The sequence below is a fragment of the Capnocytophaga cynodegmi genome (genome assembly GCF_002302475.1).
GTDB lineage: Bacteria > Bacteroidota > Bacteroidia > Flavobacteriales > Flavobacteriaceae > Capnocytophaga > Capnocytophaga cynodegmi.
The window spans coordinates 1,287,155-1,299,745 of the sequence record NZ_CP022378.1; the positions used below are offsets into that span (position 1 = coordinate 1,287,155).

8 protein-coding genes are annotated in these 12,591 nt (G+C 34.3%); all 8 read right to left on the minus strand.

Features of this window, described 5'->3' with window-relative positions:
• Positions 1-12: 12 nt before the first annotated feature.
• Positions 13-1,044 (minus strand): class 1 fructose-bisphosphatase, encoded by a 1,032-nt coding sequence (gene fbp, locus CGC48_RS05675; RefSeq protein WP_018278153.1) that lies wholly within the window; start codon positions 1,042-1,044, stop codon positions 13-15.
• Positions 1,045-1,235: 191 nt separating this feature from the next.
• Complete coding sequence (locus CGC48_RS05680) at positions 1,236-3,218, minus strand: RagB/SusD family nutrient uptake outer membrane protein (RefSeq protein WP_098028810.1); 1,983 nt, start codon at positions 3,216-3,218, stop codon at positions 1,236-1,238.
• 11 nt (positions 3,219-3,229) lie between these two features.
• A complete protein-coding gene (locus tag CGC48_RS05685; protein WP_098028811.1) occupies positions 3,230-6,436 on the minus strand; it encodes a SusC/RagA family TonB-linked outer membrane protein in 3,207 nt (1,068 codons plus the stop codon).
• 259 nt (positions 6,437-6,695) lie between these two features.
• Positions 6,696-8,987, minus strand: a complete 2,292-nt coding sequence (locus tag CGC48_RS05690; RefSeq protein WP_198537157.1) for a GumC family protein — start codon at positions 8,985-8,987, stop codon at positions 6,696-6,698.
• Positions 8,988-9,043: 56 nt separating this feature from the next.
• A complete protein-coding gene (locus CGC48_RS05695) occupies positions 9,044-9,814 on the minus strand; it encodes a polysaccharide biosynthesis/export family protein (protein WP_232780575.1) in 771 nt (256 codons plus the stop codon).
• Positions 9,815-9,998: 184 nt separating this feature from the next.
• Positions 9,999-10,394, minus strand: a complete 396-nt coding sequence (locus CGC48_RS05700; protein ID WP_098028814.1) for an HIT family protein — start codon at positions 10,392-10,394, stop codon at positions 9,999-10,001.
• A 7-nt stretch (positions 10,395-10,401) separates the two neighbouring features.
• Positions 10,402-10,875, minus strand: coding sequence for a transcription elongation factor GreA (greA, locus tag CGC48_RS05705; RefSeq protein WP_041992081.1), 474 nt, complete (start codon positions 10,873-10,875; stop codon positions 10,402-10,404).
• 285 nt (positions 10,876-11,160) lie between these two features.
• On the minus strand, positions 11,161-12,585 hold the full coding sequence (locus CGC48_RS05710; protein ID WP_098028815.1) for a TlpA family protein disulfide reductase: 1,425 nt from the start codon (positions 12,583-12,585) through the stop codon (positions 11,161-11,163).
• Positions 12,586-12,591: the final 6 nt, after the last annotated feature.

Sequence of the window (12,591 nt, forward strand, 5' to 3'; positions counted from 1 at the left end):
AACTAAAATTTTTTAATAAACTGGTTTATCTTCGGGATATTTTGCCATAAACTCCTCTGCTTTTTCTACCATATTTACCGAACCACAGAAAAAAGGTACACGTTGGTGCAAAGTGGTTGCTTGAATATCCATAATTCGATTATAACCATCAGAGGCTTTTCCTCCAGCTTGTTCCGTTAAAAATGCAATAGGATTACACTCGTAAAGCAAACGCAATTTTCCTTGTGGCGTACGTGTTCCCGAAGGATAAATATAAATTCCTCCTTTTAGCATATTTCTATGGAAATCAGACACCAAAGAACCTATGTATCGTGATGTATAAGGACGATTTTCTTCCAACTCTTGACAATACTTTATATAATCTTTCACTCCTTGCGGAAAATGGACGTAATTGCCTTCATTTATGGAGTAGATAGAGCCTTCTTTGGGGAATTGCATATTGGGGTGCGAGAGATAATAAGTCCCGATGGAAGGGTCTAACGTAAAGCCATTTACTCCTCTGCCTGTAGTGTAAACGAGCATAGTAGAAAGCCCGTAAACGATATAACCCGCTGCAACCTGCTGATTTCCTGGCTGTAAAAAATCCTCCAATTGCACTGGCGTTCCTTCTGGAGTAATTCTTCGGTAGATTGAAAAAATAGTTCCAACTGTTACATTTACATCAGCATTACTTGAACCATCAAGAGGGTCGATAAGCACCACATATTTGCTTAAATGGCTGTTTTCAGAAGCTTCTACAGGAATAAAAAATTCGTTTTCTTCAGAGGCAATTCCGCAAACTACTTCGCGTTGCGTCAGAGCTTTTATGAAAATTTCATTAGCGAAAACATCTAATTTTTTTTGAACTTCGCCTTGAATGTTTTCTTCACCCATATCGCCTAAAATATCTTCTACTAATCCCGCTTTATTCACCTCTCGATTTACAGCCTTGGAAGCCAATCGAATAGAGCTCAAAAGTCTGGTAAGTTCTCCTGTGGAATATTTAAAATCCTTTTGGTTTTGGATGATAAACTCACCCATTGTTTGATACGTTTTTTTAGCCATTTCTCAAAGTTTTAAGTTTTAATTTTCATTGCCTCAAAGTTAGCAAAAAAGAGTCATTGAAACAAAAAGAATTCAGTATTTTTTGGATATAAAACAAATTGGTGCCAATACTTACAAAATCGTTTAGTACTGGCACCAACATAATTTAAGTAAGACGATAATATCTATAGTTAATTGTTAAAGACTATATTTTATTCAGGAACCCCATTTGGAGATACTGGCCAACCTGGATTTTGATAAATTTCAGATGATGATACATTTCCATTTGAGGAAGTTAGCAAGAAATTTTCATACGCGATTGGCACCAAGTAATGTGCTGGTGTCCAAGTAAAACCATCATAATAAACATTATTTGCTTGAACCACCTGATACGGACGAACGTGCATACTTAAAGTAGAAGAAGACATATTAGGTTGTGAATCAGGAAGTGTTTTGAATTTACTTGTTCCATCTGCATTTTTATAGAAAGGTTCATTATGCATTTCAGCCCAAAGATTCATTCCTTCTATTTGATAATTTTGAACTTGATCCAAAGCTCTCCAACGCTTCAAATCATCGTAACGCATTCCTTCTGCCATAAACTCGCAACGACGCTCACGACGAATGTTATATAATGTCGGATCAACTAACTTTCCAGCGGAGTATTTAGCCCAATCGTTCTCTTTGCTTAAATCAGTGGCAGAAATAGTTACATTAGGGTCTTGCGGAAGTCCTGCCCTTGTACGAAGTTTCCCCCAATAATCAAGTGCAGTACCATCAAGAGAGCCGTTTTTCTCATAAGAGGCTTCTATATAATTTAAATATGCTTCAGATAATCTGTAAACGATACTTCCCGTTTCTGTTAAATTAGTAGTTTCTAAATAATTAGAATTAACATTCAGCCCTTTTGAAATGTTGTATCCTGTCACAGATTTTTGTTCTGACACAATTAAAAAATCAGGATAATCCGCCACAGTTTCAATCGGAGTTAATGCAATATAATCACCAGGAGAACGCATAAAAAGCTGCAATCGCTCATCTCGATTTTGTTTAGCTTTTGATAAAGTTGCATCTCCTTGATAGTTTCCATCAGCATAAATAGGCAATCCGTTGATTGTTAAAAACGAATCAACAAAACCACGTGTATATCCTGAACCAGCCCCTAACTTAATGTAATTCATTACTCTATGCCCTCCATTTTGCTCTGCATTATATCCTCTCCACAAAAGCACATCGGAATATGACGCCATATTTACATCTCCAAACATTTTGAAATATGGATTATTGAAGACCTCTTTCCCAGACAAAACGTGATTATTTGGCGTTAATGTCGTCCCGTTAGCTACTTCTTTTGCAGAAACCATTGCCTCTGTCAGAAAATAATCTATTTCCGAATCTATATCAATGGAAAATCCTGAAAGATGAGAAGCCTTTGCTCCTGGCCAGTCTGGTCCTCCTGGAACACGAGCAGTTCCTTTGTGATATTTAAGCCAAGTTCCTTCATAAAGTGCTACTCTTGAGCGTAATAGCAATGCAACTTCTTTACTGATTCTGTTTTTATTTTCAACAGGACTTGGTTTGAGTAAACTTACTGCTTTATCCAAATCTTCCAAAATAAATCTTGCAACTTCGTTACGAGGACGACGACGTGCAGCTTCAATAAGGGCTTGTTTATCATCCGAAAGAACATTTTTTATGATTGGATAATCTCCAAAATTTCTAAGTTTCTTGAAATATTCATAAGCTCTTAGAAAATAAGCCTCTCCCAAATAATGGTTAATATTAACTATATTCCCTTTTACCTTTCCTTGTGTTATTTTAGGTTCAGCTTGTTCTAAGAAATAATTGATACTTCTGATTTTTACAAAAGAAAATTCGTGCTCATTATCATTTTCATTTCCTTGTCTATCTTTTGTATTAGCTGGAGGAACACGCCATTCTCCTTTTTTCCATCTTTCGGAAGCATTTACCCCTGCTTGATTATCAGTTCCGTTATCAATAACGAAAGTTCCTGCCCCCCAACCTGCGTGTGTAGGAAAGTTATAACACGCAATGGTGTATGAGGCTAAATCCGATTCTGTTTCAAAAAATTGTTTTGGAGAAATATCAGACAAAGGTTCTCTTTCAAGAAAATCATTGCAAGAAACCATTCCCACTAATAACGTCGTAAGTATTGTTTTATATACGAATTTCATAATTTTATTTTTTAGAAAGTTATACTAAGTCCTGTAGAAATTACACGAGAAAGAGGATAAACTTTTCCAGTTCCTCCCAACCTAGCTTCAAGAGCTTCAGGATCAAACATCTTAGCTAATTTTGTAAATGTAAAAGCATTTTCAACTGATACGAAGATGCGTAGTTTATCCATACCAATAGTGTTCATAATATCTGAAGAGAAGGTGTACCCCATTTGAATATTTTTCACACGAAGATAGGAGGCATCTTGCAGCCATCTTGTTTGTGTATGGAAGTTTTTAGAACCTCTTGTAAATGATGGTCTTGGATAATAGGAATCAACATTTGCTCCCAACGGATGATTTGTTCCCTCAGGTCGGAAATAATCTAAATGCTCAGGAAAAGCGTGTGCTTGTGCTTTATAGAAGCTATTTGGACCATTTGCTCCCCTAAAGTGAGGTGTGTTAATGTAGTAATCTCTTTTAGCTGTTCCTTGTAGAAATAAACTAAAATCAATATTTTTATACTTAAAGTCAAGCATCAACCCATAGTTATAACGAGGAGTGCTATTACCTATGATTCTTAAGTCTCCGTGATCAGCTAAGGTATTGGCACCATCACTAATTTCATCTTTACCATCAAGATTTTCGTACATAATATCTCCTGCTCTCCAATCACTTCCCAATCGGTTTTGGCTGTGTTTTTTCACCCAGTCAGCCATTTCTTCATCAGTTTTTGCGATTCCTCGTGTGGTATAGCCCCAAATTTCTCCTATATATTTCCCCGAATAATATGGAGCAGACAAACTTCCTATTTCATTAGGATACTTAGTTATTTGTTGCCGACTATCGGTAAGGTTAAAAGCTATTCCGTACGAAAAATCTTCTCCTATACGGTCTCTCCACGAAATTTGAGCATCAAATCCTTTTGATTCCATATCCGTATTGTTAATTTGTGGAGGTTTAATACCTAATGTAGGAGGAAGCTGTGGAGCTGGTCCCACCATATTGTATGTGGTTCTTTTAAATATTTCGAAAGATAAACTAAGTCTATTTTGAAGGGCTGATATATCAATCCCTGCATTCCAAGAGGCAACTTTTTCCCAAGTTAATGATGTAGATATTAAATCTGGTGCATAAGCTACGTTAGGTTTTTGACCATTTAAGAACCAACTTCCGTCAGAGGGTCGTAATTTCATTTTTGAATAGAACGGATACCAATTATCAGTATTTTGATTTCCTAATTCACCGTAAGAAGCTTTTAACTTAAATTCAGATACGTTTTTTCCAAATCCGCCCAAACTTGCCCAAAAGTTTTCTTTGGCAATATTCCATCCAGCAGAAGCTGAAACAAAAGTATTCCAACGTTGATCTTTTAAGAATCTACTGGTACCATCATAACGGACATTTCCTTCAAACAAATATTTACCCTTGTAATCGTAATTGAACCTACCGAAAAATCCTGAAGTTGCCCAATGTTGATAATTCCCTCTAACATTATCATTTTCACTTCCTGTTGCGTCAATTGCAAGTACATCTGTATTATAAACTCCTTCACGTGAAGCTGATAAAAAACGAGTCTTTTGCAATTCGGATTGGAAACCTACCATTCCTTTCAAGACGTGACCATTGATTTCTTTTTGATAAGATGTATAGATATTTACATTGTAAAAGTCTGTTGTTTTTGTGGACTCATAGATTCGGGAAGCTCCAGGATTGTTGAAATACCCTTCTATAAGTGCTGCGGGAATTGGTCTGCCTTCTTTATCATATCTGTAAATTGGCAACCAAGGAATATGGCTGTGTTCGTTGTCCAAACTGTAATTCAATTCTACGTTAGTAACCCAATTCTTAATAGGAGTGAATACAAGAGCTAACTGCTGTACCATTATGTCATTTCTGTCCTTAGCTCTTCCGTTTTCAAAATTTGCCAAATCATTATTGAAGATATAGTGACCATTAGGGTCGTATTTGGGCAATGTAGGCCACTTACGTCCTATATTGTGGAAAAACAACCCATCATATCCTATCAAAAAAGAAGACCTTTCATAACCTGTTCGGGTAAATCTACCATTGTAATTCAATCGCAAATACGGAAGAATTTGAGAAGAAAGTTTTGCATTGAAAGTGTATCTGTCAAAAGTATCTGTATTATATCTGAATAGTCCTTCTTGATTAAGCAAACCAGCAGATACATAATAATTTGTTTTTTCCGTTCCTCCACGAATGCTGAAATTGTGTTCCGTGGCAGGAGCCCATTCTCGATATGCTTCTTTAAACCAATCTACATTTGCCCAACTTTTAGCTCCTTTATTCCAATCGCCATTTTTATCATTCCAGTCAGTTGCTTCAGTGATTTTACCTTCTTTATAGAGCTTTATTTTTTCAATAATATCTGGTGTAAAGGTGGGCTCACTACCTGAATTCAAATCAGCATCATTCCAATAATATGCAAAACTTTCAGAGTCTAGCATCTTTGGAATATTTATTGGATTACTAAAACGAAAATTATTGCTGTAGTTTATCACTACTCGACCTTCTTTTCCTGACTTTGTGGTTACCAATATCACACCAAAAGGTGCTCTTGAACCATAAATAGAAGCAGATGCGGCGTCCTTCAATACAGAAATGCTTTCAATGTCTTGTGGGTTGATTGTATTAATATCTCCTTCCATTCCATCAATGAGTACCAATGGTTTGGCTGTAGAACCTGAACCAATAGTTCCCGCTCCCCTAATATCAAAACCTAAATTATTATTAAGCTCTCCACCCCCTTTGCCAATATTGAAATTCATACCAGAAACGGCTCCTTGAAGTGCCTGAACTGCAGTATTTACAGGACGTGCTTCAAGTACTTTCGCATTGACAGAGGTTACTGACCCCGTAAGATTTTCCTTTTTCTGCGTACCGAAACCTACAACAATTACTTCATCAAGTTGTTGTGTATCTTCCTTTAAAGAAATATTGATAGTTGGCGTTTTAGCAGAAACTTTCTTTTCTTGCGTAATAAATCCAATAGAGCTAAAAATTAGGACATCTCCCTCTTTAGCCTCAATTTCATAATTTCCATCAAAATTGGAAACAGTTCCTCGAGTGGAATTTTTGACCAAAATATTCACACTGATAAGAGGAATACCTTTATCATCAGTAATGGTCCCTTTTATTGAAAACACCTGTGCTACTGAAATATGAAAATACCCCAATAACAGCACCAAAAATAATACTTTTTTTGCTTTCATAATGTTTATTTTTGTTAATTATTTATGGTAACAAAATTAAATACAATACATCATAAAAGCAAAAAAATAAAGATTTTTTTTACATTAATTTCTCTCTATTTCAATTATGTATGTAATAATATAATAAGTAGGATTTTAAAATGAGTTATGGTAATTTTTCAAATATGAAAAGTCACTTTATAACAATCCTTAAGCGTTTTTGAAAGCTTTAAAATAAAAAGAGCTGATATAATCAGCTCTTTTTATCTTGATAATTAAATTATCCTAATATTCTCTTCCACCAAGGTTTGTTTCGGTGTTTGTCCTGAAAATAACCATAACCATAGCTATCGTTAGCTTTAACAGTTGTGTCATTCAATAACACACACATATTAGGAAGTTTATTCTCTTTATGCAATTTTTGTGCTTTTTGAAGCATTTCCTTAGTTGTTTGATTTTCTCTTACTACATAAACAAATGCATCCGCATTTTTTGCCGTTAACAGAGTATCTGCAACTAAATTCACAGGAGCCGTATCAACGATTATGTAATCAAACTTTGTCTTCAGATATTCAAACATTTCTGTAAGCTTCGGATTCATAAGCAATTCTGCTGGATTTGGCGGAACTACTTTTGCTGGAATTATATATAATTCTTTGAAATCTGGAACTTTAACTATCACAGAGTTGATGTCTATATCACTTGATGCCAGATAATTAGTAAGGCCTTGTGAAGGTAATTTTAAATATTGACCTATTTTAGGATTACGGATATCCATTTCAATAAGTAAAGTCTTTTTACCAGAAAGAGCAAACGTCCCTGCAAGATTCATTGCCATAAAGGTTTTACCTTCTTTCGGTAAACTTGAAGTTACAAATATAGACTTACTTCTGTTTTCCGCAATATTACCAAGAATAAAATCCATATTAGTCCTGATGATACGAAGTGCTTCAGCAAACTCGGAGTTACTATTAGCCTTAATGATTTTATCATCTGACTTGGTATGAGGTACATCCCCTAAATATGGAGCAGATAGATATTTCTCCACATCAGACTTATTCTTGATTTTATTATCTAATAAAGTACTAAGATATATGATTGTAAAAGGAATAACTAAACCAAGTATCAAAGCTGCTAGATAAATTATCATCTTTTTAGGAGATACTGGAATGTTTGAAGAGAACGCTCTATCAATTACCTTAGCATTAGGTGCTAAAGCAACTGTAGAAATCTCTGCCTCTTCTCTTTTCTCCAATAAGTACAGATATAACGCGTCTTTTACACCTTGTTGTCTTGTAATTTCTCGAAATTCTCTTTCCAAAGTAGGTACTGAACTAACTCTACCACTCAATACTCTTTGTTGTCTACTAATATCTGATTTTTGTATATTCAAGTTAGACTTCAACAATATAAGGTTTTCTTTAATGGCTTTTTTTAGCGATTTGATTTGCTCATCCATTTGTTTTATCCTAAAGTTCTCAGGACCTGCATTAACCGCTGATTCATTACGAGATAAAACTAACTTATTGTGCTCATTAATTGCTTCTGACAACGCAGGGTCTGCTGTAAGAGCATCCAACATAGGGAAAGTCTTCCCTGTTGTTTCCGTATCAATAAATCCTTTTATTACATTGTCAATTAACTCAACACGAGTGTTAATATCTAAGTATCTTTTCTCAAATTCACTCGTATTTTGAGTATATAGATTAGCCTCAGAAACAATATCTGTAACCTGATTATCTTTCTTGAACTTTTCAGTAGTTTTCTCAACTGCATCTATTTCCTTAGTAAGAATATCAAGACGTTGGGTTAAAAAATCAGAAGTGTTTTCAGATATAAAACGTCTGTCAGCAATCGCATCTGAATTATAAATTTCAACAAGAGCGTTCAAATAGTCTATTGCTTTCTCCTTATTTGAATTTGTTGATGAAAGTTCCAAAACGCTAGTATTTTTTCCAAGTAGATTTACATTCAATACTTTTCTATATGTCTGAGCTGTATTTTCTACTCCATCAAGTTCTACAGATAAACCGAAATCTGGTTTTCTAAAATACTGCTCAGACTTGTTTACTGTAAACTGCCCTATTTCATTTTTAACTGCATCTCCATAGTTATATTTTCCCAATAACTTTCCATCATTGTAAAGATTATAGGCAATATCATTTAATCCTTTAATTTCTAACTCTAAAGGAGTTTCTTTCTCAAAAGACTCCGATAATTTGTCTACTGTAACATTTACTGGAGATTCTTTGTACAAATCTGGTTTTTTCTTCCCTAGAGGAAAATAAGATACATTCAAGTTAAGTTTTTTGACCGCTTTCTCTGATAGCGTTCTGGAACGCAATACTTCTACTTCATTTTCAACATTATCCTTAACTCCAATATTCAAATCGGAAAGGATTGAGAATTCATTGACAGTTCCTCCTTTATTTTCATCTTTAAGCATAATTATCGTTGATGCTTTATAAAGCGGGGTTGCATACCTCAAGTATAAGAACGCAACCAATAAAGCCAAAAAGCCTCCAGCTACAAACCATTTCCAACGAGAAACATATGGAGTTATTTGCTCCATAAAATTAAAATTTTCTGATGTTTCTGAGCTAAATTTTTCTTTATTATCCATAAAAATTATCTACTTATATTCACTATTAAAGCTACCACAGCTACAAGCACTGAAATAGACGAAATAATTGTGGTTGTATTAGGTCCGACAACTGAAGAATTAACTCTCGTTTTATTTGGTTCTACATAAACAATGTCATTTTGGTTTAAGTAGTAGTACTCAGAATTCATAAAATCTGTAGAAGTGATATCAACAGTTTTATAAACTCGTTGATTATCTTGCTCTCGTATGATCAAAATGTTCTTCCTCTTACCATAGATTGTCAAATCTCCAGCAAGACTTAAAGCTTGAAGAAGTGTTATTCTTTCTGATTCTATAGTGTAGGTACCAGGTCGATTAACTTCACCTTCTACTGTTACTTTGAAATTCAAAATTCTCAGATTGATTGTAGCATCTGTTATGTAAGGCTTTATAGCATTTGTAAGCAAATCTACAGCTTCTTGCCTTGTTAGACCTCCCAACTTTATTTTACCAATAGTTGGATAATGAATATACCCATCCTTATCTATCAAATATGTTTGTAACATTGACTGTGATACTCTTGCTCCCAAAGAAGGCTGAAGTGTTACCAACCCTCTGTTGAATTCACTAAGCAATTCTTCACTTTTGGAGTTCACTATGATACTCAACAAATCATCTGGTTGAAGTCTTGAAACATAGGATTTCAATGTTTCCACCTTGTTATTCTTAGCATTGGTAAAGTAAGCTACCTTATCCCTTGATGCACAAGAAAACAACATCAAACTTACACAAAATAAAATTAATACTCTTTTCATTATTTAGTTTTTATTTATAACAACTTTTAAACTTGAACTTTTTGCGTGTATTCACTCCTTTTCTAAAATGCTACATTTTTGGTTAGAATAACCAACGCCAAAAGTATAATATCAGCGCTAATTTTCCAAGTTTAAAATAATTCCTAACAAATATTTAACACACAAATGCTATGTCAACAAATAGCTAGTCTAAAAGAAATTTCCTAACCTGTTCAGCTATTTTGTTAAATTCGCCATCTGTAAGCTTTACTTTTTCGTTAAAAGTCATCTCTTCCATTCTGTTGATAGGAATCAGATGTACGTGAACGTGAGGTACTTCCAATCCTATAACCGCTACTCCTACTCTATCACAAGAAATAGCTTTTTCTAGTGCTTTAGCTATCTTTTTAGAGAAAATCATCAACTTCAAGTACAGCTCATCTTCCAAATCAAAAATTTTATCAACTTCTTTTTTGGGAACACAAAGTGTGTGTCCTTTGGCATTCGGATTGATATCCAAAAAGGCTATAAAATCGTCATCTTCTGCAATTTTGTAGCACGGAATTTCTCCATTTATGATTTTTGTAAAAATTGTTGCCATAAGACTTCTATCTGGTAATTTCTAAAATTTCCATTTTTAAAATTCCGTTAGGAACATTTATCTCTGCTATTTCCCCAACAGATTTACCCAATAAGCCTTTGCCAATAGGAGAACTCACAGAAATTTTTCCTGACTTTAAATCAGCTTCACTTTCAGCAACCAAAGTATATGTCATTTGCATATTATTATTCAAGTTTTTTATCTTAACCGTTGAAAGCACCAACACTTTTGACGTATCAAGTTGCGATTCATCAATCAGTCTGGCATTTGCTAAAAGCGTTTCCAACTTAGCTATTTTCATCTCCAAAAGTCCTTGAGCCTCTTTGGCTGCATCATATTCGGCATTTTCAGATAAATCTCCTTTATCTCTTGCTTCAGCGATAGCTTGCGAAGCCTTAGGGCGTTCAACATCTTTCAGTTGATTAAGTTCTTCTCTCAACTTTTTTAAACCATCAGCGGTGTAATACGATACGTTACTCATAATTTCTTTATTTTTAAAAAAACGAAAAATCCTCAAAGCGTTTTGAGGATTCGGAGGCAAAGATACGAAAAATAAGTTGAAAGCAAAATACAAAAGTCTAATTTTTAAATTAAGCAGACCGAATTTCCAATAAATTGATAATAAATATTTTATTTATTTGTAGAAAATACAAAACTTTACCAGCAATTCTATGGCAACGTCACAAAAAAAGAACTCGTTACAAAACTCTTGAAAAGTGAAAAATAAGTTTTGTAACGAATTCAAAAAAACTTCTAAATAACTAAACTATAAGTACTTATTTAATTGGTCGAATAAATCTTGTTTATCACTAGGACGCTTGGCTGATTTCTCTTTAATTTTACCATCTTTCCCAACAATGATATAGTGAGGAATTGCCTTAACAAACTCGCCCAATTCCTTTTGAAGTGCTTCGTTGGCTCTGATATGAACACCTTCCAATTTCAAATTTTTAATCATTGTTTTCCATTGATTATCAGCACTATTTTTATCAATCGAGAGATAAACAGGAATCACGCCCATCGCTTCCAAAGTGGGATGATTTTCCTTAGAATATTGTAATTCTTTACGGCAAGGCACACACCAAGTCGCCCAAATATCAATGTAAAGCACTTTTCCTTGATATTTTGCAAAAAATTCACCTAAGGAATTGATGTTTTGATAGTTTTCTACAAAATTTACAGAAAAACCTTTCTCACTACTGTGATACTCAACAACTTTATTTACATAAGGAATAAGCAAATCCGTGAGTTTGCTACTTGGAAATTGTGTTTTAAATTCTTCGAAATTAGCAATCCATTCTTTTTCAAAATTTCCTTGCATCAGCCCTTCGTACATTGTATTTGCCCAAGCATACTCAACTAAATTTTGAGGTAAATTTGTTCGGAAAAAATCAATTTCACGAATGAAATAAGGCTTTTCAGATAATTCAAACTGCAAAGTTCCTGTATTTTTAACATCCTGTAGCATCCTGTAACGCGAAAGAAAGGCAGTTTGACCATCATACGCCGATAAATCGGGGTTTTGAAAGGCTTTTTCGTAAATTTCTTCCCAAGAATTCAAATATACATCAGCAAATTCCTTATTTTTTTCGGGAGTTTGCTCATAAAAAAGCCGGAATGTAAAGAAAAAATCAGCAGATTGCAAGTCAGCTACTTTCAATGCTACCAGATTTTTCAACTTTTCATAAGCCACTTCAGAAAGTTGCAATTCTTCACGAGCTTTATCCAGAATTTCTTTTCTTTGCTGCAATAATTCGGAATAATACTTGGTTTTACTCTCCAAGTCCGTATGCTTTTCCACATCTACCGTGCTTCGAACATCAGCAAACAAATCCAAATCATTAAGCAATTGAAACATTTTTTGATTATCAGAATTGTAGATAACTTCTTCGCCCTGAAAATCCACAACATATTGTTCTTGCTTATCCACAAACAAATAGGCTGGAACAAAGTGATTGTGTAAAAAAACCATTCCGATTGTTGCCTCAGGAATTTCAACAGAATAGCTTCCGTCTTTTTTAATGTTGATTTCCTGATTATTACCTGCAAAATATTTTCCGTCAACAGGCAAATTAACCGATAACTTATTGGTATTTCCTGAAACTTTTCCCGAAAGTAAATTGCCTTTTTTATCTGGCGTACCACAGCCAACTACCATAGCAAAAGCCAAAAGTATGCTTATTTTTTTCATCACATA

What these genes read in the sequence shown, in the direction of transcription:
- fbp (WP_018278153.1), bottom strand. Translation starts at nt 1,044, where the DNA reads ATGGCTAAAAAAACGTATCAAACAATGGGTGAGTTTATCATCCAAAAC.
- CGC48_RS05680 (WP_098028810.1), bottom strand. Translation starts at nt 3,218, where the DNA reads ATGAAATTCGTATATAAAACAATACTTACGACGTTATTAGTGGGAATG.
- CGC48_RS05685 (WP_098028811.1), bottom strand. Translation starts at nt 6,436, where the DNA reads ATGAAAGCAAAAAAAGTATTATTTTTGGTGCTGTTATTGGGGTATTTT.
- CGC48_RS05690 (WP_198537157.1), bottom strand. Translation starts at nt 8,987, where the DNA reads ATGGAGCAAATAACTCCATATGTTTCTCGTTGGAAATGGTTTGTAGCT.
- CGC48_RS05695 (WP_232780575.1), bottom strand. Translation starts at nt 9,814, where the DNA reads ATGAAAAGAGTATTAATTTTATTTTGTGTAAGTTTGATGTTGTTTTCT.
- CGC48_RS05700 (WP_098028814.1), bottom strand. Translation starts at nt 10,394, where the DNA reads ATGGCAACAATTTTTACAAAAATCATAAATGGAGAAATTCCGTGCTAC.
- greA (WP_041992081.1), bottom strand. Translation starts at nt 10,875, where the DNA reads ATGAGTAACGTATCGTATTACACCGCTGATGGTTTAAAAAAGTTGAGA.
- CGC48_RS05710 (WP_098028815.1), bottom strand. Translation starts at nt 12,585, where the DNA reads ATGAAAAAAATAAGCATACTTTTGGCTTTTGCTATGGTAGTTGGCTGT.